This is a genomic window from Jeotgalibacillus campisalis, from assembly GCF_000829515.1.
Lineage (GTDB): Bacteria > Bacillota > Bacilli > Bacillales > Jeotgalibacillaceae > Jeotgalibacillus > Jeotgalibacillus campisalis.
Genome location: NZ_JXRR01000001.1, coordinates 409,819 through 435,419, shown reverse-complemented (window position 1 = coordinate 435,419; position 25,601 = coordinate 409,819). Strand labels below are relative to the sequence as shown.

At 40.1% G+C, this 25,601-nt stretch carries 20 protein-coding genes and 3 pseudogenes; 16 read left to right on the top strand and 7 right to left on the bottom strand.

Features of this window, described 5'->3' with window-relative positions:
* The first annotated feature begins 27 nt into the window (after positions 1–27).
* Both kdpC and kdpDN read left to right on the top strand, forming a co-directional pair.
* Positions 28–612: a potassium-transporting ATPase subunit KdpC gene (gene kdpC / locus KR50_RS01960; protein WP_041054132.1), complete on the top strand. Its 585-nt coding sequence runs from the start codon at positions 28–30 to the stop codon at positions 610–612.
* An 88-nt stretch (positions 613–700) separates the two neighbouring features.
* On the top strand, positions 701–1,846 hold the full coding sequence (gene kdpDN / locus KR50_RS01955; RefSeq protein ID WP_041054130.1) for a KdpD-like non-kinase potassium sensor: 1,146 nt from the start codon (positions 701–703) through the stop codon (positions 1,844–1,846).
* A gap of 398 nt (positions 1,847–2,244) precedes the next feature.
* Here the strand turns inward: kdpDN and KR50_RS01950 are convergent, their stop codons facing one another.
* Positions 2,245–3,042, bottom strand: a complete 798-nt coding sequence (locus KR50_RS01950) for a hypothetical protein (protein ID WP_041054129.1) — start codon at positions 3,040–3,042, stop codon at positions 2,245–2,247.
* 332 nt (positions 3,043–3,374) lie between these two features.
* Between KR50_RS01950 and KR50_RS01945 the strand changes: the two genes are divergently transcribed.
* From KR50_RS01945 to KR50_RS01915, 8 genes and pseudogenes are all read left to right on the top strand, one after another.
* On the top strand, positions 3,375–4,169 hold the full coding sequence (locus KR50_RS01945) for a CsxC family protein (RefSeq protein ID WP_041054127.1): 795 nt from the start codon (positions 3,375–3,377) through the stop codon (positions 4,167–4,169).
* A 98-nt stretch (positions 4,170–4,267) separates the two neighbouring features.
* Positions 4,268–5,230 carry a CsxC family protein gene (locus KR50_RS01940; RefSeq protein ID WP_156969435.1) on the top strand — a complete coding sequence of 321 codons (963 nt, stop codon included), beginning with the start codon at positions 4,268–4,270 and terminating at the stop codon, positions 5,228–5,230.
* A 1,050-nt stretch (positions 5,231–6,280) separates the two neighbouring features.
* Positions 6,281–6,453, top strand: a pseudogene (locus KR50_RS18680) (PfkB family carbohydrate kinase); the annotation flags it as partial.
* Between the two features lie 103 nt (positions 6,454–6,556).
* A complete protein-coding gene (locus KR50_RS01930; RefSeq protein WP_041054122.1) occupies positions 6,557–7,147 on the top strand; it encodes a hypothetical protein in 591 nt (196 codons plus the stop codon).
* A gap of 276 nt (positions 7,148–7,423) precedes the next feature.
* Positions 7,424–7,498, top strand: a pseudogene (locus tag KR50_RS18860) ((2Fe-2S)-binding protein); the annotation flags it as partial.
* 614 nt (positions 7,499–8,112) lie between these two features.
* The gene (locus KR50_RS01925; protein ID WP_041054119.1) at positions 8,113–9,585 is read left to right on the top strand and encodes an aldehyde dehydrogenase family protein; all 1,473 of its coding nucleotides are present in this window, start codon (positions 8,113–8,115) and stop codon (positions 9,583–9,585) included.
* A 225-nt stretch (positions 9,586–9,810) separates the two neighbouring features.
* Entirely contained in the window at positions 9,811–10,680 is an 870-nt protein-coding gene (locus KR50_RS01920; RefSeq protein WP_041054117.1) for a DegV family protein, read from the top strand.
* Between the two features lie 247 nt (positions 10,681–10,927).
* Entirely contained in the window at positions 10,928–12,517 is a 1,590-nt protein-coding gene (locus KR50_RS01915; RefSeq protein ID WP_269746039.1) for a malate:quinone oxidoreductase, read from the top strand.
* Between the two features lie 210 nt (positions 12,518–12,727).
* Here the strand turns inward: KR50_RS01915 and guaC are convergent, their stop codons facing one another.
* The gene (gene guaC, locus KR50_RS01910) at positions 12,728–13,711 is read right to left on the bottom strand and encodes a GMP reductase (RefSeq protein ID WP_041054112.1); all 984 of its coding nucleotides are present in this window, start codon (positions 13,709–13,711) and stop codon (positions 12,728–12,730) included.
* Between the two features lie 133 nt (positions 13,712–13,844).
* A complete protein-coding gene (locus tag KR50_RS01905; RefSeq protein ID WP_041054109.1) occupies positions 13,845–15,278 on the bottom strand; it encodes an RQC-minor-2 family DNA-binding protein in 1,434 nt (477 codons plus the stop codon).
* Between the two features lie 338 nt (positions 15,279–15,616).
* Here KR50_RS01905 and KR50_RS01900 point away from each other — a divergent pair, with 338 nt between their 5' ends.
* Positions 15,617–16,180, top strand: a complete 564-nt coding sequence (locus KR50_RS01900; RefSeq protein ID WP_041054106.1) for a hypothetical protein — start codon at positions 15,617–15,619, stop codon at positions 16,178–16,180.
* 95 nt (positions 16,181–16,275) lie between these two features.
* Positions 16,276–17,181 carry an HD-GYP domain-containing protein gene (locus KR50_RS01895; RefSeq protein WP_041054103.1) on the top strand — a complete coding sequence of 302 codons (906 nt, stop codon included), beginning with the start codon at positions 16,276–16,278 and terminating at the stop codon, positions 17,179–17,181.
* 172 nt (positions 17,182–17,353) lie between these two features.
* Here the strand turns inward: KR50_RS01895 and KR50_RS01890 are convergent, their stop codons facing one another.
* The 3 genes from KR50_RS01890 to KR50_RS01880 all read right to left on the bottom strand — a co-directional run bounded on the left by KR50_RS01890 (position 17,354) and on the right by KR50_RS01880 (position 19,437).
* Positions 17,354–18,082 carry a membrane protein gene (locus tag KR50_RS01890; protein WP_041054102.1) on the bottom strand — a complete coding sequence of 243 codons (729 nt, stop codon included), beginning with the start codon at positions 18,080–18,082 and terminating at the stop codon, positions 17,354–17,356.
* Between the two features lie 126 nt (positions 18,083–18,208).
* Positions 18,209–18,745: a DUF2179 domain-containing protein gene (locus tag KR50_RS01885; RefSeq protein WP_041054099.1), complete on the bottom strand. Its 537-nt coding sequence runs from the start codon at positions 18,743–18,745 to the stop codon at positions 18,209–18,211.
* A gap of 197 nt (positions 18,746–18,942) precedes the next feature.
* Complete coding sequence (locus KR50_RS01880; protein WP_041054097.1) at positions 18,943–19,437, bottom strand: hypothetical protein; 495 nt, start codon at positions 19,435–19,437, stop codon at positions 18,943–18,945.
* A 258-nt stretch (positions 19,438–19,695) separates the two neighbouring features.
* Here KR50_RS01880 and KR50_RS01875 point away from each other — a divergent pair, with 258 nt between their 5' ends.
* The 3 genes from KR50_RS01875 to KR50_RS01865 all read left to right on the top strand — a co-directional run bounded on the left by KR50_RS01875 (position 19,696) and on the right by KR50_RS01865 (position 23,272).
* Positions 19,696–21,942 carry a putative bifunctional diguanylate cyclase/phosphodiesterase gene (locus tag KR50_RS01875; protein WP_084215454.1) on the top strand — a complete coding sequence of 749 codons (2,247 nt, stop codon included), beginning with the start codon at positions 19,696–19,698 and terminating at the stop codon, positions 21,940–21,942.
* A gap of 154 nt (positions 21,943–22,096) precedes the next feature.
* Positions 22,097–22,657, top strand: a complete 561-nt coding sequence (locus KR50_RS01870; RefSeq protein ID WP_041054095.1) for a hypothetical protein — start codon at positions 22,097–22,099, stop codon at positions 22,655–22,657.
* Between the two features lie 54 nt (positions 22,658–22,711).
* On the top strand, positions 22,712–23,272 hold the full coding sequence (locus KR50_RS01865) for a GNAT family N-acetyltransferase (protein WP_041054092.1): 561 nt from the start codon (positions 22,712–22,714) through the stop codon (positions 23,270–23,272).
* A 183-nt stretch (positions 23,273–23,455) separates the two neighbouring features.
* Here the strand turns inward: KR50_RS01865 and KR50_RS01860 are convergent.
* Positions 23,456–23,745: pseudogene (locus tag KR50_RS01860) on the bottom strand (ABC transporter permease subunit); the annotation flags it as partial.
* Positions 23,746–23,894: 149 nt separating this feature from the next.
* Between KR50_RS01860 and KR50_RS01855 the strand changes: the two are divergent.
* Positions 23,895–25,535 carry an acyl-CoA dehydrogenase family protein gene (locus KR50_RS01855; protein WP_041054088.1) on the top strand — a complete coding sequence of 547 codons (1,641 nt, stop codon included), beginning with the start codon at positions 23,895–23,897 and terminating at the stop codon, positions 25,533–25,535.
* The last annotated feature ends 66 nt before the right edge of the window (positions 25,536–25,601 follow it).

The window sequence follows — 25,601 nt, the reverse complement described above, 5'->3', positions numbered from 1 at the left end:
ATCTACTAAAAAGTGAGGAAGATGATCATGAAAAATGAACAAAAACTGGCTGGACCTATTATCAGGTCCAGCTTCACTATAATGATACTGGCTGGGTTGATTTACCCTCTTGTATCCACTGGAATTGCGCAAGCCATCATGCCGGATCAGGCAGACGGCAGTTTACTCTATAATGAACAAGGTGAAGTGGTGGGTTCTGAATTAATTGGCCAGAACTTTACTGACCCTATGTATTTTCATGGCAGGGAATCTGCAATCGAATATGATGCATCCGGTTCAGGTTCTAACAACTATGCCCCTTCTAATCAGGATATGATTACACGAACGGAGGAATCGATAGCCGCATGGAGTGAAGAAAATCCAGCAACCCCTGTTGACCAACTGCCAATTGATTTAGTGACGGATTCTGCTTCAGGACTTGATCCGCATATTTCTGTAGAAGGTGCAGCCGCGCAAGTAGAACGAGTCTCAGAACTGACAGAAATATCAAGAGAGAGGTTGAAAGAATTAATAGAAGAGAACACCCAGGGAAAAGAATGGGGTCTCTTTGGGGAAGAACGGGTGAATGTCCTCATGCTCAACCTGGACTTGCAAGAACTTATTCAAGAATAAACCTTTATGTCCCTAACTGTTTACACGGTTAGGGTCCATTTTATCTTTAAGGATCTAAAGAATCAGCGAGTAAAAGAGGTGAGTAAGCATGGAAAAAGATCATCCTTATTTCAGGAGAAAAACGCCGGAAGAAATTCTCAATGAACTGACAGAATCCAAAAAAGGCAAGCTGAAATTATATGTAGGTGCAGCCCCGGGAGTCGGAAAATCCTATAAAATGCTGCAGGATGCAGTAGATCTTAAACATGAAGGAATCGACGTTGTGATTGGATTTATTGAGACTCATGGACGTTTAGAGACGGAGGCTCAAATAAAGGAGTTGGAGCAGGTTCCATTAAAGGTCATCACCTATAAAGGAAAGAAGTTTCAAGAACTGAATGTGGAAGAAGTGATTAAAAGAAATCCTGATATCGTGATTGTAGACGAACTTGCTCATACCAATATTTCCGGTTCAGAAAATGAAAAGAGATATATGGATATCTCAAGTATTCTAGATGCCGGCATAAATGTGTTGTCGGCAGTCAACATTCAGCACATTGAAAGCGTAAATGACATCGTGCGGCAAATCACAGGAGTGAAAGTAAGAGAACGGATTCCAGATACGTTTGTTCAGAAAGCGCATGAGATCCAGCTGATTGATATCCCTCCTGAAACGTTGAGAAAAAGACTACGTGATGGCAAAATTTATGCCCCCGAAAAGATTGAACAAAGCTTATCGCATTTTTTCACTGCCGCAAATTTATCTGCTCTTCGAGAACTTGCTTTACGAGAAATTGCCAATGATGTAGACGAGCGAATTGAGCAAATCAGCGGGGATATGATAAACGGCCCTTTTGGTGTGAAAGAAAAAATACTTGTGTGTGTACAGTATGGGCCAACTGCAGAAAAGTTAATAAGAAGAGGATGGAGAATGGCTCATCGATTGAAGGCGGAATTATTTATTTTGAATGTTACCTCAGATAACGGGGAAGAGAGCGCTATAAACGAGAAGAAAAATAAAGAATGGCGCATGCTTGCCCAGCAGTTTAACGCGACCATGATCGTTGAAGAAAGGGAGGGCAGAAAGCCGGCTAAAGTGATCGTTGATGTTGCAAAAAAATTCAAGGTAACACAGATCCTGTTGGGTCAGTCTGCCCGTACCAGATGGGAAGAAATCAGAAAAGGATCGATCGTCAATATGATCATGCGCGAAACCTCAAATATTGATATTCATATCGTTGCGGATGGTCGATGAGCAGCGGAATGATTAATTTTTATTGTAAGATGAAAAAGGGTACGAGATTTAGATTGAGGGATCTGCAAGTCAACATTACTTAGCTATCATCTTCTTATTTGGTACACGTATTTTAGGTGCTAAATAGGAGGTGTATTTTTGTAAGCACTTTACAGATCTTTTTGCAGTTAGAATGTTTGTCAGCGCGTCATCAATGGGGATAAAAATTTGATGTAATCTCATTGATTGCGCAAACTAGTGTGTCTAAAAAATGAAAGTTCTTACTCCGGAAAAGGGTGGTCGTTCAAACGTTTTTCTAAGTAAGGACTTTTTAACACAGCTTTGTTTCGAGTCTTGAAATCATGTCCTGATTACTATCGTTTCTGCTGCCTTTAAAAGAGCAGCAAACCAGTCTACCCCTACTTTGGGTTAAAACAAAAAGGGGCGACCCACGGTTTTGAATTCTGTATAGCACTGCTTTTGTAAACATATTTTTCAGAACAATCGTTGGTGTTGCTATGTGTTTGTAAAAAATGGTCGCATGCTTTCGGTTCTTTCATTTTATGATAATTCTTTGGGATTTTCTTTTTGCATGTTCGTCTACCTGTTTTTGGCTTTGATTTTTCAGAGCTTGGTTTGTGTTGATTGAAGAAGGTATGATTGTCAAGTTTTTCATGATCGGTAATATGGGTATCTGTAAGGACCTGCTGTGACTTTTTTTTATTCGGTTTTCGGGTATTTTTTCTTTTAAATGTTTTTTGTATTAATTTTCGGGGTTCCTTCATGTCCTCTGACACCACAGTCTCAACCTTTTGAGTACCCTCATCCTTTAATTCTTCTATAAAACTACCCTGGAAAATTTCTGTACTATGTTCTTCCTGCTCTTCTGGTGCCGGGCTGATTGGCAAAAAATTCTCATCTTCACTCTCTATTTGCTTAGCATACAGGGGGCAAGTTTCGTTTATTTTTTCACGAAGCATTTTACTCAACATTTCTTTGCTCATGGCCAGTTTTAATGAGTTATTTAAATCTTTTTTTAAATCAATTAAAAATTCCTGTGACATATAAGGAGTCAATTTATTTATGACAGCCAGCTCTTCTGGAATGGCTTGAGATAAATAATGATGTAGATCACGGGCCTGATGCAGCAGTTGGTACATGTCATGGCACTTGCATACATGATTTTCTTGTGAACAGGATCTATGATCTGAAGCCATATTAACCCCCCATTTGAAAAGAATTCTTACATAGCCTATGCAAGTCAAGAAGGAAAGGTTTTTATAAAAAGGGCTCACAAGATGAACAAAAAGCCTTCTCCTATTAGAACGCTTTTTCATTATATATAGAGAGTGTATAAAAAAGGATGGGTAGTCAATAGAAAAAGAGATTTCATAGTTTTCATTCAGATAGAGTCTGAAAAAGAGCGTTATTAAAATATAATAACTCCACAGCATTGATCACTCTATTTTGTTGAAAACCTTAACAAACGTGGTACGTTTCCAGTCCATCCAATTATTAAAGCTCAAATATTATTAGGAGGAATAAATTAATGTCTGTAAACCCATTCAGAAGAACAACGTCTGCAAACCATTGTGATGCAGAAAACGTTACACCGCATTCCATCTCAAAGTATGCGGATCCAATTATTAAAGTCCCGGTGTTACTGCAAGAAGTGTCTATTCAAATTCCGATGCACGCTGAAATTGAATTTCCAGAAGGTGAAGCAGTTCTTGAAATTAAGACTATCAAAAAACGCACATACCTTACTCAATGCCGTCTTCTTAACAGAGCTGTTCATAAAGGACAATGTCCAAGTGACTACAAAGCAAAGTTATTTATTAGTGGATTCGTTCGAAAAAACATTCAGTACGCTGCAAATCCTGTAGTGGACGCTGCTGGAGAAATTCTTTCTCAACTTAGATCTCTAACAGTCGAGGTGCCTTTCGATTGCGTAGCAGAAATAGATGGGTTCATGAACTTGCCTGTAGGACCTTACACAGATTTTCGGGATGAGTTTGGTTATTTAATTTCTCAGCAGCTTCCAAATGGCAGAGATTTTGCCCGTAAAGATCGATTAGATGGAACAGATCTTTCTCAATTCCACCAAACAAGCACAGAGTACTTTAATGAACTTCCATATTGTGAGCTCGTCCGTGCGGATATTATTGAATTTGATGAGTCCTTGAACCGAAATCCTTTTGCAAATGACAATGAATTTGTTGTAGGTGAAGGCACATTTACAAGATTGTCTGAAAAAATGGTATTGGATCTTAGACTTAAAGTACTTCAATTGCAGCAAGTTCGCGTTAATTCATTAGGTGTATACGACCAAGAAGGTGAATAATCTTTATTCATCAGGAGAAGAGCATGGAGCTCTTCTCTTTTTTTGCTTTTATTCAGAAAAGAAACCTAGCCAGTTAACCGAATGCTGCATAGTATGAAATGTACAATTTAAAGCAGGGGGGTAACTTCATGTCTGTTGAACCATATCCAAGAACAGCATCCGCACATAAATGCAAGGCAGAAATCCTTCAGCCATCTGCATCTGAATCAAAAGGAGTCATTGTTAAAATTCCAGTGCTTCTGCAGAAGGTGAAAGTGGAAATTCCGGTACATTCAAAGATTTCATTTCCAAAGGGGGAAGAAGTACTTGAAATTAATGAAATTAATAAACATCTTTACTTAACTCAGTGCCGCCTCGTTTACCGGGATGGGGCTTCAGAAGGTCATCTCTTTATTGCAGGCTTTGTGAGGAAGAATATTCAGTATGCTGCAAACCCAACGGAAAAGTGCAAGGAAGTACGATCTGCAATAAGATCACTGACTGCTGAGGTACCTTTTGAATGTGTCGCACAAATAGATGGATTTATTGTGTCTCCTATTGGCCCTTCAACTAATTCGAAGGAAGAGTTTAGTTATTCTTTGGAGCAACAGAAGAAGGGTTTTTCTGAGAAAGATCAGCTACTTGGAAATGATCGCTCGCATATTCAACAAGTCAGTACAGAATATTTTAATGAGTTGCCTTATTGTGAGCTTGTTAAAGCTGAAATTCTTGAAATAGATGAGCTGATAACAAGGAATGTTTTAAAAGAAGAACGTTCAAGCGATGAAAAAAAAGAATTTACTGTGGAAGTCGTACTTCAGGAAAGCCTGGAATGTGAAGACCAAGATAAGGGACATGGCGGGAAATCGGCAAGAGACATAGAACTGCATAATTTAAGCGAAAAATCATTTAGTGAATTATCAGAGATTCTTACGGAAGAGATTATGGAATATGAAAAAAAATGTGATAAGGAAAAAAAACATAAAAAACCACATCCCTTGGTAATCAGCGATTTATCAGAAAAAATGATTATAGATATCACGCTAAACTTGTTGCAGTCTCAGCAAGTTCGTCTAGGCTGAGTATTCATTTAATCTGAATTCTAAAAAAATGGATAGGTGATCCAGTTCATCTATCCATACTATTCTCAATTTATTTAATATCCTAATATAAGGAGTTGGTTTATCAAACATTATCTAGGGCCCTCATTTCTGCTATTAGCAGGCAATAGTGTATGGAATGAATAGAGGAAATAGCATAGCAATGTTACAGATCGACTGTACATCCTAAACACTTTTAAGAGGAATGAGGTGAATAGTGGTGAGCAGAAGAAACATTGAAATTCGCTTATTGTGCAAGTGTTATCAGGAAAAACATTCCTGGAAATGCGAGGGGAAATGGATTTGCGAATGCTGCAAAATAACTGACCACGAAGATCATTGTAAAAAAATAGAAGTGCACGACAACCTGAAAAGAGAGTGGAAGGAAGAGGAAAAGGAGTTTGTAGAAGAGATATCTGTGGACTACAGAGAGTTAAAGAAGTTAGAGGACCATCATCATATGGACTCTGTAGACAACAAGAAAAAAAGTCACCAGAATGTGCACGGTAATTGTAAAGAGAAAACGCAACCCCGTAAGTGCACCTGTAAGAAAAAGAAGGGGAAGAGAAATGAAAAACCCGAATATAAATATGGTTTGAAGAAAAAGTACGAGTAATCTTCAGTAAAGACGAAAAGGGATGTAAGAAGGGGATGTCAAACACTTCTTCTTACAAAAAATAAGATCTTGTAAATCGATGGTCAGAAGAAGATACAGCCTCCATACCAATTAGTTTTATGGCAATATTAAGAATACATAGGTTCAGTGGCTCTTTTTTTATTAATCTGCGTAAAAATAGTATAAGTTCTAAAGAGGACCAACCCACCGGGTTATTTTTGTGATCCTATTTGTTATGGAAACGTATAAGAGGATACGTAGAAAGAATTTATTTAATGAATGAGTGACAATTATTGGGTGAATTACTCCGTTTGATCAATGTATACAAGCGCCCGTGTTCACACTATATACTTACACACATTGTCTTCTATTTAATATAAATTAACGCTGGACGATTATTGCACAGGAGTGGTCAAATGATAACAGTAGCAGGCAGTTTAAATATAGACATGGTAACCGAAGCTAAGAGATTTCCTATTCCGGGAGAAACCATTTCAGGTACAGGTTTACGGTTTTTGGCGGGAAAGGAGCAAATCAAGCTGTAGCAGCCGCCAGACTCGTTGGTAACGTAAGAATGGTTGGCAAGGTTGAAAAATCTGTAAAAGCTGCGAGTATGTCGATTAAGACGCTGGGAGCTCAGGAAGGAATGCCTTACTTGAAGGATTTGGATTAGCACAAATAAAATCAAGGGAATGATTATAATCGCGATTAATGTAAGACAATGCCCTTCATGCGAGGCAAAAACGACGATTCCTATTTTATACGGTGACCTCACGCCGAGCGCTTTTCAGCGGGTCAAAGAGGGGTTAATCAAACACGGAGGATCTACTGCTCCCCAAACAGCTTACCATTTTTATTGCAAAAGCTGTGGGCATGAGTGGACCAAAGAACAAGCAATCGATTCTGCCTATGAAAAGATTAGAGGGATTAAAACTTCTGTAGGAGGATTCCGTCAAGGTTTCTATAACATAGAAATTTGTTTTGATACGAATAAAGTGACGTGGAGCAGTACGGCGTGTGGTGAGGTAGAGGAATTCGAGAAAACGTTTCGTGAAACAGATAGCCGCAAGGTGCTGGAAATGCTTAAACCGATAAATTTACTGAATTGGCGGGCTAAATATAATATGGATGTACTCGATGGGACAAGCTGGTTTGTGGAAGTGGTTAGAACAGGAAGAAATATAACCAAATCCGGTCATAATCTTTTTCCTGCTGAATGGGAAGAATTTTGTGAAGCCATGAGAAAGGTTTCGGGAAAAGAGTTTGGTGGAGCAGCGGATTAAAAGCGATAATAAGAAGAGACGGGGAGATTTTTATTCTGTGGTGTTCTCTTTACTTCCAGGTCTTAAGTTTAGCGTTTTTATGGGTTAATTAAAGTGCGTGTAATAGATGGTATTGTTTTGAAATTAATTTAATCGAAAGGAGGAAAATAAATGGCTAAGTCTTACTCATGCAGAAGTTATTCTTTCTTGCGGTAAGTGCACTTGTGTCGATATTGATGGTATCAATTGACCCGTTAGCTGTTGCTTTTACAGAAAGAGTAGCGGAAACCGGTTAGAGAAACCTGCTGCCGTCTTTATCAATTAAAAGAAGGACAGGAGCAGCCCTATTGCGGGAACTGTCCGTTGGGTTGAGAGAATGGTATTAAAGAATTTATAATATTGACATTTAAATCTGGATAGCACCTTAATTTATACGTGATATTGTGTGTAGATAAGGGTGCTATTTTTATTGGAATATAACCCCAAAAGAACTCGATGCAAAATATATTAAAATGGCAGAATCCTTTCACGATGAGCTATTCGAGATACGGGGTTCAATTCTGAACAATTTTGAGTAAACCAAATTTAGAAGGCTGTGACATTGTTGTCCCAGCCTTAAGTTGATTCATATTCTATTGGTTTTATTCTGTAATCCCTACGCTCTCTGTCTTCTTGTCATAACATCAAATATAATCCCCCAATTATGATCACAGTGAGTACAGCATATTTCCTCATAGGCGAGGGCAGCTCCTTTGAAATGAATTAATATTCTGTAAATTATATCAAACAACCGTCTAAGCGTATACGTGTGTGAAACAGGACACGTATAGATTTTCTAATGTTCTCTTAAACGTTTGAGGCTTTTTGAGGAGGGTATTTTAGTTAAATAGGTTGATTAAAGAGCAATATCATATACAAGATATTTAATGCAGATGAATAAACAGTCCTGCAAGAACGGTACTTCAATAAAAAGGAGCGTTTTAAGTATGTTAAAAACAGATTTTTCAAGAATGTATATAGATGGAGAATGGAGAAAAGGCAGCAGCGATAAATCAATGACGAATAAGAACCCATTTAATGGCGAAGAACTAGTCACCATTCAATCGGCTGCAAAAGGGGATTTAAATGAGGCTTATGAGGCAGCAGCACGTGCACAGGAAAAATGGGCAACGGAGCTTCCTCAGAACAAACGGGCAGTATTGGAAAAACTCGTTACGGTGATGGAGGAAAACAAAGAACTAATTATCGACTGGCTGGTGAAAGAGGCTGGCAGCACCGTAATGAAAGCAAGTGTTGAATTCCAGGCTTCTCTTAATATTGTGAAAGAAGCAACGGGCTATCCTTACCATATGGAAGGAAAAATCATGCCTTCCCAAACGCCGGGTAAAGAAAATCGTGTGTACCGTAATCCGCTTGGCGTGATTGGTATTATCAGTCCATGGAATTTCCCGTTCCACTTAGCGATTCGTTCTATTGCACCAGCCATTGCAACAGGCAACGCAGTCGTTTTAAAACCGGCCACTGATACACCGGTTACAGGCGGACTTATTTTCGCAAGCATCTTTGAAGCAGCGGGTCTGCCCAAAGGACTGTTGAATGTAGTGGTGGGAAGAGGATCTGAAATCGGGGATGAAATTGTTACGCATCCTGTCCCTCGTTTAATTTCTTTCACTGGTTCTACAGAAGTGGGAAGACATATCGGAGAACTTGCCGGCCGGAATCTGAAGAAAACAGCACTGGAATTAGGCGGCAACAATGCACTTGTTGTACTTGATGATGCGGACATTGAACAGGCTGTTGAATCTGCTCTCTTTGGAAAATTCTATCACCAGGGTCAAATTTGCATGTCCTTAAACCGGATCTTTGTTCATAAAGATATTTATGAAAAATTTGCTGAGCGATTCACAGAGCTTGCTAAAAATCTTAAGTACGGTGATCCTGCTGACAAAACCACGAATGTCGGGCCATTAATTAATAAAGACCAGGTGGACCGGATAATGAAAGATGTTAAAACAAGTGTGGAGCAGGGAGCAAAAATACAGCTTGGCGGACAAGCAGATGGAAATGTAATGGAGCCAACGGTTTTAACAGGCGTAACAAACAAGATGCCAATCGCCGAAAACGAAATATTTGGTCCCGTAGCTGTACTGATTCCATTCGACAGCGAAGAAGAAGCGGTTCAAATGGTCAATGAGAGTCCATACGGTTTAAGTGGATCCGTTCATTCATCTAATATTGAACGCGGGACATCATTTGCCCATAAAATTCATACAGGAATGATTCATGTGAATGATCAATCTGTTAATGATGAAGCCCATATGCCGTTTGGCGGAGAAAAAGACTCCGGTCTCGGACGCTTCAACGGAGAGTGGGTACTCGAAGAATTCACTACATTAAAATGGCTGTCTGTTCAGCATACTCCGCGTGATTACGGACCGTTTATCAGTCAATTAAAATAAACGTTCACAGTTTGAAACAAGCGGAACAATCAGGGCACTGCAGAAAACGTGATTTGCGTTACGCTGCAGTGCTTTTTTTAAAAAATGCTTGAGAGCAGCAGTGTTCCACGTGAAACATGCATTTCTTGTCAGTAAAAGGATTCATTAAAAAGTGCGAATAATGAAATCTTTATGGATACTAAATAGGATATACTTATGTTACTCAGAACCAACCTGGAGGGTAAAATGATAAAAATAATGGCAGATTCAACATGTGATTTATCAAACGAAGTGCTAGAGAAATACAACATAAGTCTAGCTCCATTAACCATAAACATTGAAGGAAAGATCTATAAAGACCGGGTAGAAATTAATCCAAATGAATTCTATGAGCGATTAGAGCACCTATCAGAATTCCCCACAACAGGTACACCAAGCCCTTCGGAATATGTAGAGATCATCAAGGAAGCCGTTGCTGAAGGTTGTACACATGTTTTGTGCATTAGTATGTCGAGCGGAACAAGCGGCTCCTATCAGTCTGCTGTCCTTGGGAAAAATTATTTCTATGAAGAAACGCCTGATTCACCAGTTAAAATTCATGTGGTTGATTCAAAATGCATGAGTCATGGAAGCGGCTGGCTGCTGATTAAAAGTGCCTTAATGAGAGAACAGGGAGCAACATTTGAAGAAATTGTAAAATTTATTGAAGGCCATAAGACCAGAGTGAAGCACTTTCTTTCAGTTGATGACTTAAACCACTTAATTAAGAGCGGCCGCATCTCAAATGCAAGCGCTGTTATAGGGAAATTTCTCATGCTAAAACCCGTTATGACGATGAAGGATGGAAAAATAGCCATCGTTGCAAAAGAAAGAGGAAGAAAAAGGGTGCTTAAGCATTATGTTCAGGAATTTATCAAGAGAAATGATAAAGAATTAACAGAGTTTATTATTATCGGTTACACCTCTGATCGGACAGTAGCCGAAACACTTAAAGAAAAAGTGCAGGAAGAAACGGAATTTACAGGGGACATTCATTTGATGCAGATGGGCACTTCCGTCGGTACTCATGTTGGACTCGGTGCGATCTCGATGTTTTTTATCGAAAAAAGCGTCTGATCCAAGTTCTAAAACGTATGGATATAAGCTGTCCTCAAAAAAGAGGGCAGTTTTTCGTTATGGGATAGAATAGCGTAGTTAACCGATTAAAACGTAAATTAATAATACCGTCCCTTTATGAATTATTGAAGGATCCCTGCTAAGTCACTCTATTTGAAGGATAAGGTATAATAGTGGAGACCCCATACACCCTGAATTTAATTTGGAAAAAATTTAATCATAGTGATACACTAGTGTATAGAATATTTTGATTATAAAGACAGAGCGGCCTGCGAGTGAGAGAAAACAAACTGCCGCATTTTTTTTCATATCTTATACGAGAAGGACGGTTAATATGAGTAACAGACAGAATCAAACAGACGTTATTTTAATTGGCGCGGGCATCATGAGCGCAACGCTTGCATCTTTGCTGAAAGAGGTAGCACCTGATTGGAATATCAAGGTGTTTGAAAGGCTCGGAGGGGCTGGTGAAGAAAGCTCTAATGAATGGAACAATGCGGGTACAGGCCATTCTTCTCTGTGCGAATTGAATTATACAAATGAACAGCCGGATGGCTCTATTGATATTAGCAAAGCGATTAAAGTGAATGAAGACTATCAGGTTTCAAAGCAATTCTGGTCTTATCTAGTTGATCGTGAAAGACTGCAGAATCCCCACGAGTTTATCCGGTCACTGCCTCATATGAGTCTGGTCCAGGGGAAAAAGAATGTCACTTTTTTAAACAATCGATATAAAGCGCTTTCAGGTAATCCTTTATTTGAAGGAATGGAATTTTCTGATGATCCCCAAAAGCTTAAGGAATGGATTCCTTTAATTATGGAAGGCCGCACGGTGAGTGAGCCGATAGCCGCAACCAAAATCGATTCCGGAACAGATGTGAACTTCGGTGCGTTAACGCGAAAGTTATTTAATCATTTGGAAAATGAAGGTGTGGACGTACATTATCAGCATCAGGTCGATGAAGTGAAACGGACCGAGAATGGGTTATGGGAGTTAAAGATCCAAGATTTAGAAAATGACCGGTTAGAATATCATACAGCCCAATTTGTTTTCATTGGAGCAGGCGGAGGAAGTCTGCATCTGCTGCAAAAATCAGGCATTCCTGAAGGAAAGTCGATCGGGGGATTCCCGGTAAGCGGATTATTTCTTGTATGTACAAAACCGGAAATAGTGGAACAGCATCACGCGAAAGTTTACGGCAAAGCACCAGTAGGCGCACCGCCAATGTCGGTTCCGCATCTTGATACACGTTTCATAGACAATCAGGCATCTTTATTTTTTGGCCCATATGCCGGATTCTCACCTAAATTTCTGAAAACAGGATCGAACATGGATTTAGTTACGTCTGTCAAACCGAATAACCTGTTTACAATGGCAGCGGCCGGAGTGAAAAATATGTCCCTGACCAAGTATCTGATCAATGAAGTGATGCTTTCGAAAGAACAACGAATGGAAGCATTACGGGAGTTTGTCCCGAATGCGAAGAGCGAAGACTGGGAGCTGGTTACAGCTGGTCAGCGTGTACAGGTCATAAAGGATACAGATACAGGAAAAGGTACGCTTCAATTCGGTACAGAGGTCATCAGTTCAGCAGACGGCTCGATTGCTGCCTTACTCGGGGCTTCACCGGGTGCATCAACTTCGGTAACGGTTATGCTTGAGGTACTGAAACGGTGCTTCCCGGATCAAATGAAAGAATGGGAGCCTAAAATTAAAGAAATGATTCCATCTTATGGGGTAACGCTGCTTGAAAATCCTGAACTGATTCGGGAAATTCAGCATGCAACCGCCCGTTCACTCAAACTTGAGGGTGAAATCGCTCAAAGCTCTGTCTAATCGATCACAAGTATCGCAGGTTTGCTGCTCAAATAGCTTGATTTATTAGGCTGCCTGACTCTCCATTTTGGAGCAGGCAGCTTTTTTTACTCGATATCACAATAGAGCAAGCTTCTTTACAGTTTAATCTTTATTAATGGACCCATGTTGATGTAAACAAAAAGCTGTCCGCAGCATAATTAGCTCGGACAGCTTAGAAGTTCGTTATTCTTAATACACTTTATCACCATTAAAAATAGAATTCTTCACAATTACATAATCAACAGTGCGGATCGCTTCAAGCTTGTCTCCTCCAGCATATGAGATGGAGGATTGAAGATCCTGCTCCATTTCCGTTAAGGTATCCTGCAGTGCACCTTTATGCTCGACGAACATTTTTTTGCCCTCAACGTTTTTCTTTTCTCCTTTTTGAAACTCAGAGGCAGAGCCAAAGTATTCTTTAAAAAGCTTGCCGTCTTGCTCGAATGTAACACCTGGTGATTCTTCGTGTCCGGCAAAAAGAGAGCCTATCATCACCATAGATGCACCGAAACGGACAGATTTTGCAATGTCTCCGTGAGTCCGGATTCCACCGTCTGCTATTATGGGTTTACTTGCGGCTTTCCCGCACCAGCGAAGCGCTGCCAGCTGCCAGCCGCCTGTGCCGAAGCCGGTTTTAATTTTAGTAATGCAGACCTTGCCGGGACCGATTCCGACTTTTGTTGCGTCTGCACCGGCGTGCTCTAATTCTCTGACTGCTTCAGGTGTGCCGACGTTTCCAGCGATCACGAAACTGTCAGGCAGGTGCGTTTTAATATGTCCAATCATATTTATAACGGCATTGGAATGACCATGAGCAATATCAATCGTAATGTAGTCAGGTGTCAGGTTTTGCTGAGCCAGCTGCTCAATAAAGCTGTATTCTTCTTTTTTAACCCCTACACTGATGGACGAAATTAGATTTCGTGCTTGCATGTCCTTTATAAATGTTATGCGCGTCTCAGGCTCAAAACGGTGCATAATGTAGAAATAGTGGTTTTCAGCAAGGTAGGTGGCGATCTTTTCATCTATGATGGTTTGCATATTCGCAGGTACCACAGGCAATTTAAATGTATGTTTACCGAATTTGACAGATGTATCACATTCCGACCGGCTCTCTACAACACATTTAGCGGGAATTAACTGAATATCTTCATAATCAAATACATTATCCAAGTTCAACACTCCTAAAAGCGAATATTATTAGTATTTTAAATTAAAATTGTTCGTACATGTGTTAATTTACAGTATTTTTAGAAAGAAGTCAAAGCATTTTCATCTCACGCAGCCTGCTTTGGTCTTCATCTGCCTATTTAACGTGTTTCTTCATTGCCTGGGTAATATGTTTTTCAGGCCACTGCTGCATCATGCCGAAAATTTCAGTGTCATGAAGTCCCAGGCGGCGAATCTTGTTCGTTGCTTCGCCCTTTACTGTCTGGACGAGCAAATGCAGAGAGAGTGTGAGCTCTGTTTCTTCAATAAAAGTTTTAATTTTCTCTAATTGTGCCCTTGTAAGGCTTAGATTTTTTACTTGAAACAAAATATCCTCTGGCTTTGGCTGCCGTAATGCTTCTTTCACAAGTAACTCCTGGTAAAGCCGGTTAAAATCATCCTTTAAAGAATGGAAATCAATCGACTGCCACTTTTCTACGCTCCTCAGTACAGCAATATCAGGAATATTCACCTTCGCAAGACTGATTAGGTCAGGCGTAATCTCTTTGTCTGGAAGTGAAATTTCTTTCAGCGTGCTAAAACAGTCCAGTGCGCTATGAGGTTCCGTTTCTTCACCAAGCCTTTCACTCAGCTGGATTAGCTCTTCTCCCAGTGAATAATAAGGAGTGAACTTGCTTTTTAACCTTCTCAGCTGGTTTAAGGAAGCAACGATTTTTGAGCTTTGCAAAGCTATTTGATTAAACTGCCGCTCGATCGTCGCAATGCGCTTAACTGCCTGCTTAATCTTAACCTCAAATGGAAGCTTTAGCTGATCTGTAATCGGCCAATACGTGATGCTAAAAGAGCATTCCGGACAAGTGACAAGAATCGATTCGGAGGAAGGCTGCAGGGAGATGTTCTTAGCATGCACACATATCTCATCTTGCCATGCAGGAGGAATGCTGCGATACGGCCTCAGGACAATTTCTACACGATGACGCCAGTAGGCAATGTCCTCAGGATAATTAAGTACACTAAGGAGAGAGGAACGATTCATGCTTTCCACTGCGTTAACAATGGTTTGCTTTGAGCGCGAAAGAAGGATAAAAGGATGCTCTGTGTAAGCCTTATTTATGCGCTCTAGCCACATGTTTCGATCGAGCTGTTGAAGTCTTGCGCAAAATACATAGTCACGCACAACGTGATGGATGTGAGCAGTTAGTTGCCGGGTTGAGAGGGTATGATACTGTGTCTTGTAAAAATAGGTCTCTTCTATAGGCAGTCCGCGATTGGGTGAATGGGTTTTCCAAAGAAAAAGCTCAGGTTTCATCAGGTAAGGGCAGAGGGTTTGCTGCTTACATATGGGTACAGGCAGCTGAAGAGAAGAAAGCTTAAGAAACTCTCTCAGAAGCTGCTGCTCGTTTGATAAAAGTTGATCGAGTGCTGCAGAGACAATTTGCTGAAGACGCGACAAAACGGCCCGCTCCTCTTTATGGCCAATTGAGCGGATTACCGGATGTTTTCGACCGGCCGGAACGAGCTGCAGCGATGGATAAGCCGTAAAATGATGTCCAAGCTGATTACCATTCATATAAGACACTCCTAGAAGTTAGTATCTCTATTATACGGTTCAGCCTAACTTCAATACCATTTTCAACCTTCTTCAAATGGTATTTATCTAGATAGCATACACTTATGAATGGTTACAAAAACCCCCTTAATGTATCCTAATAATACAAAATTAAACAAAATAATGCACATAATTACAGAATAAAAGTAGATAAATTCCAATCAGCCTTGTATACTAGCAATATACATATTAAAGGGAGAGGGAAGGGGTCTAAAGGTTTATTCTTCCAACTGCTAAAACGTTCAAAAGACCCGAAATTTATTTGAAGGACCGTTTAAAATTGAAGGAGGAATGGCGAAATGAACAACTGTAAACTTGTATTTGCGATGTTTTTCTCAGCTCTAATCGTATTTTTTGCCTTTGGTGCAACAGACGCTTCCGCAGCAGAAAATGAGGACTATGAAAAAGCCCTTGAACTGATTGAAAAAACAAATATCGAAATTGATGAGAAAATTGATGCAGGAGTAGAAAAAGCAGACGCACTTCAAGCTGGTTATCTTTCTGAATTGGAAAGTAAGAAAGAAGAAGAACAGCGTAAGCTAGCAGAGCTAGAAGCTGAGAAAGCAGAAAAAGCCGGAAAATTTACCGACGAGAAAAAAGTGGCACATGAAAACGCTAAGTTTGATAAAAAAATCCAGCGTGAGCAGGAAAAATTTAATGCCCTCTACATTACACTGGAGGAGAAATATAACCAAGAACTAGATGAAGTGATTGAAGCTGTTTTCAATGAAACACTTCAAATGTCAACAGAGACGATTGAACTAGTAAAAAAGATGGGCGTTGAAGCAGAATGCAGCTGGAAACTGGTTCGTTTTGCCGATCGAATGGTTTGGATTGACCCAATTCGGATCGTTGGTCACTAATTTCCTCTTGTATAAAATGATTATTATACGTTAGAATAAAGAAGAGTTCAGTATGAACTCTTTTTTTTATATCTAATTCATTAGAGGTGGTACATATGGAGGGTCTTAAGATCTATAAAAAAGGTACAAGTATAGAAAAAGTAGATATGAATGCCTCTTCCATAAGCCTTTTGCTTCAAGGTGGTGGTATAGAAGTCATGACTGAAACGATCTTTAAAGATAGGCTATTTTACTTGTATCCAAGTGATAATAAAGATGTCTTAGAATTTATATATATATTATCTGGTGAAATTAGTGTGGAAGAAGGCATAGAAAAACAAACGCTATATGCAGAAGATTATTTTTCTGCAAAAGCGTTAAAGGAGCCTGTGCTGTTTAAAGCGCTAACCGATGTCACATATTTATGGGTCATCACTGAACCTGTCTTTCATCAGGTCAGTCAGGAAACCAATTCCTTGCGCGATATAATTAAACAAGTTGAAAAAAAAGACCGCTATACGTCTTTGCATAGCGAGAGAGTGACCCTTTTTTCCATAAGGGTGGGAAGGAAGCTTAATCTATCAAAAGATGACCTTTATCATCTCCATTTAGCAGCAGAACTTCATGATATTGGCAAGATTAATATACCGGAAGAAATTTTAAATAAGCCAGGGAAACTAACGAATGAAGAGTTTGATATTATTAAAAAACACCCAGGAGACGGTGCGGAAATGGTAGAGAAAACGCAGTATCAGCATCTATCTCCCATTATTGAGCAGCATCACGAACGGCTAAATGGAAGCGGTTATCCTCATGGTCTAAAAGGGGATGAAATTCTGCTTGCAGCCCGTATTATCGCTGTTTGTGATACATTTGATGCCATGACAGAAGACCGTGCGTACCGTAAAGCATTTTCAGCTGAATTTTCAATAGATGAAATAAGAAAAATGACTCCTGACTATTACGATCCGGATGTTGTAGCAGCTTTTGAAGAAATTTTAAAAGAAGAGGGCCGAATTTAATTAGCGCATTGACATTTTCTTAAAAATAGACTATTGTTAACTACGCGATGAGCTTGTTTGCATAAGACGCACAAGTACTCCTTATAGGAACACGTTGTGGAGCGTGACTTGGACGCCGCAAATTTCGGGAAGCACTCTGTCTTTTAAGCCAGGGTGCTTTTTTTATTGACTCTTAAATAATTAACAGCAGTACACTATAGAATACCAGCCCAAGACTAAAAGCGGTAAAGCTGCTTTCTTTTTCTTCAGGCAGTTCCTCTTTTAACACGTTCAGCACAATTCCTCCTGCTAAAAAAGCTACTAAAATCGAAATGTAGAATTCGTGCACCTCAACTAGCGCTCCAATTACCCAGCCAAGCAGTGTGGCAAAAGATAACAGTATACGCCCGTATTGATCGTAAATCTGCTGATGATCCCGCCGCAGAGCACGGTCATTTGTAATAAAGTGAATACTGAGGGCAATAAAGTAAAAAAACATTTCCCATGGTCCCGAATATTCTTCCCGTATAAGAAGATAGCCTATTACCGCGTTATAAATGAAAAAAGATGAAATATGTACCCAAAATACACCAGCTGATGATTGATTTGAATGGAATTGTTTCTTTTTAGAAGTCTTAACGGTACGCTCAAGACCATAAAAAGCGGCAAGGCCAAGCATAGCAATCACATAGATGTGGTGCTCCACAAATCTAAATGCCCCTTCTTGCAGTGTTTCTTCTAGTTGGTGCTGATAATGGTTTAGTTCCGGCAGTAAGTGAATAAAAACATAAGAAACAGCAATTCCGCCTGCGAAGGAAAGAAAACGGCTTTGAGGCTTGTCCTTTATAAAATCCAGGTATTTTGAGGAATAATGAATCAGTGAAAAACCAAGTGCAAATAGCAAGCTGAGCCAGAAAAACATGCATCTCATCCTTTCGATAAAATTTGTACTATCTTTCTAAACCCCCATTTCGTCATTGTTTAAACTCTTACAAAAATGAAAAATGCCTGATCCACCAGCAGAGCAGGGAGCAGACATTCTGAATGATTAAACGGCTGTATTCTTTTTATTTTTTCTCATTGCTTTTGTAATATATCCACCTTTAAAATTACGAGGTTCATAGGAAACGATAAAGGCGCTTGGTTCATACTTGCTGACAACCCTTATAAATTCCTGCTCCCGATCGCGTCTGGCTGTACAATCCAGCCGATATCTGCGGGCTTCATTCATGCCTTCCACTTCGGAAGTAGATACACTGAATCCATCACTACGGAGGTTTGTGATCAGTTCTTCATTTTTACTCGTTATATTAACTTCGATTGAAACAAATCCAATCGCAAGCTTCTGTTCAAGAATCTGGCCTATATAGACACCGATCCCGAATCCTAATGCATAAGCAGCCATATTAAGATAATTGGCCAAGTCGCTGAATACCAGACCAAGAGCCATGACGTATATGATGCCTTCGAGGGTCCCAAGGGCAGCGGCTTTTTCTTTCATTCCCTTGACCATCATAATCGTTCGGAGAGTTAACACCGGAACAAAAATAAGCTGGGCAACGAAAATGATGAGGGCACTAAGCATTCTCTCACCTTCTTCCTAAAACGTTCCGTTTAGTGTAACAGGAGGTGGATTAGCCATGCAAGCAAAACCTTCTATACAAGCTTCCACTCGGGAAGGGGTCTTACTGTCGGTACCAGCATCTTCCCGATTCTGCTTCTGCTTGCTGATAACTAAGCAATAGGGAAATCTTTAAGATTAGTTTCAGTGATAATGCTTTTTCATGAGCACCATACAATAATTTTTTCAGGAGTAGTCTGTGCTGGAATGCTTTTCGTTGAGAAGTTGTAAACGACTAATAAGTTCCGATTGGCCGGTGATCGTAAAAAGGGCTGACCGTTTGCAAGCTGAATTGGTGTAAAGGGTGATAAATTAAGTTTTAACTGTCCGTCACGGCTCACCAGCTGATTATCAAAGTAATCTGCTTTTACTTTCTGATAGGAGGTGTGTTTTACCACGATTAATGCCCTGTATCGCGGGGGGTAGATCAGTGGTACTGGTGCATTGGCGTCGTAAAAACCTGTGACAAAATCACCTGTAGAAACCACTGCCTGATTAAGAAAATACGTAGTTGGCAACACAATAAAATTCACAGTTGTCCCAGTGTTGTCAACGACCTCCAGCAGCGTATAGCAGCCCTCTTCTTCCTCATTTTGCCCCGTATAAAATTCGCTCACCATCGTGATCATTCCTTGAAATGATTGAAAATTCACCATAGTATCTCCTCGATTTCCTTTTAACTTATCATTTATATACTTACTTACTGTATGTCAAACGTAAAAAGGGAGTGAATAGGTCTGTATTAAGGTTCCGTTTAGTAAGTTGGGTTGGAAATAATCTCTACTCATATTTCATAAAAAGAGTATAATAGAACTAATTAATTAAAATATATAGGAAAATAAACTCACGTAAATGAGATCGTTTGTTAAAAATTTTGAAAACAGTTCAGTTTTTAATTAGGCAGGAGGATTTAAATGCTAAAGATTGGGCGTCTGCCTTTACTTATATTTGTGATACATATAGGGATTTTTGTTGGGGGAAGCTTTGCGTTAGAAAAGTTTCCTGCTTCTAGCTTTCTTCAGCTATCCGCCTCACTGGTCAGCTTTATTTGGCTTAATCATGCTTATCGGCTGGCGCAGAAAGCCTCAAGAACTTTTTGGTTCCTGTTGAATGCAGGAATGCTTTTTTATGCAGTTTCAAATGCGATCTGGTTTATCTATCAAATTACCGGAAAAGAGACACTGATTATTAATGTATCAGATTATCTTTGGATTGTTTCCTATGCTTTCTTTTTGGCGGCATTACTTATTAAAACAAAGCAAATGAGCACATCCTATTCAGCCCAAGCTTATATGTTCAATATTATCGTCTACATGATTACGTCCTCAGTTATTAGTATCCATTTTTTAGTTACGCCTGTTCTTCAACTTGCAGATTACTCCATGTCAATCACCATCATAATGATCGTTTATCCTATTTTAAATTTAGGAATCATTTTTCTTATCACCACATTGTATTATCTGATGAAAAAAAGTGAGGAAAAGGATTTGCTGCTGTTGCTTGTTATCGGGTTTTTTCTGCAAATTTCGGCAGATTCCCTGTATGCTTATTTAGCAGCTTCAGGAGCCTATTACGAAGGGCATCCGATTGATATTCTATGGGTGGTGGCCACTCTATTTATTGGGATTGCAGGCTATTATAAAAACGGCGCTGCTTCAGCCTCTGCGATCAACATAAAAAATCCTTTTGAAGAAAAGGAGTTTATCTTTCCTTATTCAAGTATGCTCATTCTTGCCCCTCTTGTCATGCACAGCTACGATTGGAATTTTAATGCCCTGACTATAGGGTTATGGATCACCTTTGTTATGACAATCGGACGGCAGTTAATTATAATTAACAAAAATAACCAGTTAATGATAGAGTATCGGTATTTGGCTTATCACGATCCTTTAACAGGCCTAAGAAACCGTGTAAGCTTTCAGGAAAATCTGAAGGATCTGCTCACTCGAAACAGCGAGCAGTCACCTGCGATATTGTTAATCGATCTTGATCGTTTTAAAGTGGTGAATGATACGCTGGGGCACCATACAGGAGATCAAATATTGCTGCAAACCGCTAAGCGTATTCAGTACACGATTGAACAGCCGGGAGAGGTTTATCGTCTTGGAGGGGATGAATTCGTCATCATTTATCCGGACGCAACAGAGGAAACCAGTGCTGCCCTGGCTCAAGCAGTACTGGATACTTTTCAGCAATCCTTTATCGTTAAAGATTATACGATTAATTTAACACCAAGCATCGGAATCAGCCTTTATCCCGAAAATGGCTGTAACGCTGAAGATCTTCTGAAGGCCGCTGATGCAGCGATGTATGTAGCAAAGGAAAACGGTAAAAACGGCTTTCGGTTTTATAACTGCGAGCTCGATCAGTCACTCGCAAGAAAACTGGCTATTGAAAATGAATTGAGACGAGCCATTTCAGAGAATCAGCTATCACTTGTTTATCAGCCTAAGGTTCATCTTATTACGGGAGAAGTCACTGGGGTTGAAGCGTTACTAAGATGGAATCACCCGGATCTTGGCTGGATTTCGCCTGCAGAATTTATTCCTGTAGCAGAAGAAACCGGACAAATAGTCTCTATTGGAGAGTGGGTGCTAAGAGAGGCCTGTATACAAAATAAAAAGTGGCAGGTTGCAGGTTTTTCGCCTCTAAAATTGTCTGTAAATGTATCTGTCCTTCAATTTCAACACGAGAACTTTCTTCTCGTAGTTCAAAGTATCTTAATGGAAACGAAGCTGGAACCGTCTTTGATAGAGCTTGAAATTACAGAAAGCATTATGCAAAATATTGAGCAAAGCCTAAAGATCCTTCAATCACTAAAAAATCTTGGTATTCAAACATCTATTGATGACTTTGGAACAGGCTACTCATCTCTGAATATTCTCCAGAAGCTGCCGGTCGATACGATTAAAATCGACAAGTCCTTTATCGATGAAATGGAATATGCTGATGAGCGCCCTATGGTCAAAACCATCATCGATTTAGGACAGCATTTAAACCTGATGGTAGTTGCAGAAGGAATTGAAACGGAAAGCCAGCGACAGCTCCTGGTGGACTATAACTGTAAAATAGGACAGGGCTATTTGTTCTCCAGGCCGGTTCACCCAGCAAAGTTCGAAAAGCTGTACTTAACTAAAAAATGGGCAGAAGCAACGTTCTAACCGATCCACTTTTTTTAGAAACTTTCCAATAATCTCATTTAAAATGGTGGTTCAGGATAATAAAAACCAATAAATGGTATTAAATTGGCCATTAAATCCAATTTTGAATAAACATATATGTTAAAATAAGGGATATAGAAAAGGGGGAGACTTTTTGTATATCTTTTTAGGACTATTGTTAGTTGGCATGATCACAACGCTTGCTGCGGCAGCGAAATTTGCTCCTTATTCTGAAATGATGAACAGCTTTGAGCCAGGTGGGTTAAAGAAATTACTGCTGGGTCTTTCCGCTGCAGCGATTGCTTTCCTCTCATATGGCATTTACTTCGAAGTTACCTACCAGCCGCCTTTTCTCGATATTATGGTGGAGGGAAAGAGCTACACAGTATTTGGCGATATCGGAAATAAAGGCTATTATGCGAATGAATTAATTAGAAAGAACGAAGAGACTGAGGTGCATCTCGTCTCCTGGGAGTCCATGCAGTTAGCTCAGTCCGAGGTTTTAATTGCCTATCCATCTGGAAAAGAGGTCGTGTGGGAGCCGGCGTTTAAAGAAATTAAAAGCGATTCTTATGCTGCCGCCAAAAGAAACCGCGGTATTAAAGAAATCTATCGCTCATCTCCCTATTTATTTGAAGAGACAGGAAAGGTCAAGCTTCATATAGAAGGCAGTAAAAGAAAGAAGAATACGTTCACGATTGAAGTAAGAGAATAGCGCAGTGGGACTTGAAGATTTTGCGCTCTCGTAAGCGGGAGGAAAGGAAAAAATATGGCTGATGCAGCAAAAAAATTTCCTGATATTGAAACAGATAATTTTCGGTTAAGAGAAGTTACGAAGAACGATGCAAAAGATTTGTTTGTGTACCTTTCTGACGAAGATGTAGTTAACCATATGGGATTGGCTCCAGCTAAACAAGTAGAGGATACGCTGGACGAAATTAATTGGTATAAATCTATTTTTCAAGATGGCACAGGGATCAGATGGGGAATTACAAGAAAAAATGAGGGACGTGTAATCGGCAGCTGTGGTTTTTTGAATATCGCACATTCCCATTCACGGGCAGAGATTGGATTTGAAGTACATAAAGAATACTGGGGAAAAGGGGTAGCGGGTGAAGCATTGCAGGCCGTTCTTGGATATGGTTTTGACCAATTAGGTTTTGAGCGGATACAGGCGTTAATCGAACCTGAAAATATAGCCTCACAAAAGCTGGTAGAAAAACATGGCTTCAAGCGAGAGGGCTTGCTTAGACATTATGAATACACTCAAGGGAAATTCGATGATCTTTATATGTTCTCTCTTTTGAAAGAAGAGCATAAGCTCAATTAGAACAAGCGCTAACGCCTATTTCTCTGCTTGTGGGCAGGGGAGGATGGGAGTGCGCTTTTTTATGCATTTCATTAGTAGGAGATACGAAATACTGCAATAAGCTATCTTTTTCTGCATACAGAAAAAAGAGACTCTACAGCAGTCAGTTTTTACTGTGACACACTGCAAAGTCTCTTTTTAAAATTATTTAACGGCTCTGCGTGTTACATTTCCAATAATCCAGCGCTGGGCGATAATCAAAACAAGGATCATCGGCAGCGTAGCAAGCAAATAAGAAGCAAAGGCCAGATTGTAATTTGTACTGAACTCAGATTGGAAAATGTACTTCGTCAATGGCAGCGTTGCATCACTCGGATCTGTCAGAATCACAAGCGGCAGTAAAAAGTCATTCCATGCGTATAGAGCGGTTAAGATGGCGACTGTCGCATTGATAGGAGACAGCAAAGGGAAAATACTTTCCAGAAGATACTCCAGGAATTCCCCCCTCCATGATTGCCGATTCCGCATTGTGGCTAAGTGTGACAGTTTCTTTTCGTGATTCCTCCTGCATGATAAAATAGAAAGAGGAAAATAATGACTGCTGATTGAAAACCTGTTTTACAACAAAAAGGGGTGCGTAACCATGTCTCAATTGGAACAACAGGAAAAAGTATTGCTGGCTATTTTACAAAAAAAGCTGTCTCCGGCGCTTTATGAATGGGGAAAAAAAGAGCTGGAAACGTTTTATGAACAATGTTATAACGAATTTGACGAGAGAGCCGCATACACAGACCGCGAAGGACAGCCAAGGCTCACACGATACAATAAATATGGAGAAGAAGTCTCTATGGTATGGGTGAATGAGGGCTATAAGAAAACCGTTGAATCCACCTACAATACAGGTATAGTGGGCTACATACATAAAGAAATACCGGCTATTGGAGAAAAGGGGAATTATCTTTACAGTTTTGCGCAGGGCTATCTGTTGTCCCAGGTTGAAACAGGCTTTTATTGTCCTGTTACATTGACAATGGCCGTTGCGTACTTACTTGATCACTTCGGAGATGAGGACCTCAAGGCGCGCTTTTTACCTCATGTTCTTTCAACAGGAGAAATTGAACTATACGAAGGAGCAACCTTTTTAACTGAGCGGCAGGGAGGTTCAGATGTAGGGGCCAATTTAGTAAAGGCCGTAAAGGAAGAAGGGGGCTATCGTCTATACGGCGAAAAGTATTTTGCTTCGAATGTTGGTCAGGCAGGAGCTGCGGCAGTGCTTGCAAGAATAGAAGGGGCCCCTGAAGGAACAAAGGGACTCAGTTTATTTATCATACCCTGGCGGAGAGAAGACGGGAAAATTAACGGCATTACAGTTCGCCGGTTAAAAGATAAACTGGGAGTCCGCGCAGTGCCATCTGGTGAAATTGAATTTGAAGGAACAGAGGCTTATTTAGTAGGGGAGCCTTCCCGGGGTTTTTATTACATGATGGAAGCTTTAAATTTGTCTCGGGTATGCAACACAACCGCCTCAGTCGGCATGATGAAACGGGCTTTAAAGGAAGGGTATGACTACGTTTGTCATCGCGAATCCTTTGGCAAGCCCTTAATTGATTTTCCTATGGTTCAGGAAACGATTGTTCAGCTCCAGACCCGGTTTGAGGTGCAGCTTTCTATGATGTTCGAATCGATTGAACTGTTTGATCGTGTAGCAGGAGGAGATGTCGAAATCTCCTTAGATGAAATTGCCTTGAATCGTTTATACATTGCATTGATTAAAGCTAGAACAGCGCAAGAAGCTATCAGCTTTTCCCATGAAGCCATCGAGCTTCACGGAGGAAATGGCTACATTGAGGACTTTGTAACACCGCGGCTGCTTCGGGATGCGCAGGTTCTGACAGTTTGGGAGGGAACGGAAAATATATTAGCACTTGAAGTGGTGAGGCTGATAAAAAAATTCAGTGCAGATCAGTTGTTTTTTGATGATCTGAATAGCCGTCTTGCCTTTATTTCTGACTCCCGTGCTTTAGATGAAATAAGCAAAAAAATGAATGCATTAAAGTTTATGCTTGATTCACTTGCTCCTTTGAGTGAGGATTATCAGACGTATCATGCCAGAAAAATTGCCCGGCGCATGACAGATTTGCTGATGGTCGTACACGCCTATGAGAGGGCTGAACGAGAGCGTGAACTCGCAGTGGCTGATATCTTTCGCATGTATATATGGGAAAAAGATGAATTTGATCAGGCGATGATGTGTGTAGAAAGGTTTGGCCTGATCATGGGGTAGGACAAGAATAAAGGAAATGTATCTAACACGAGCAATTCCCTTTCACTACTATTGAACTAAATAAAC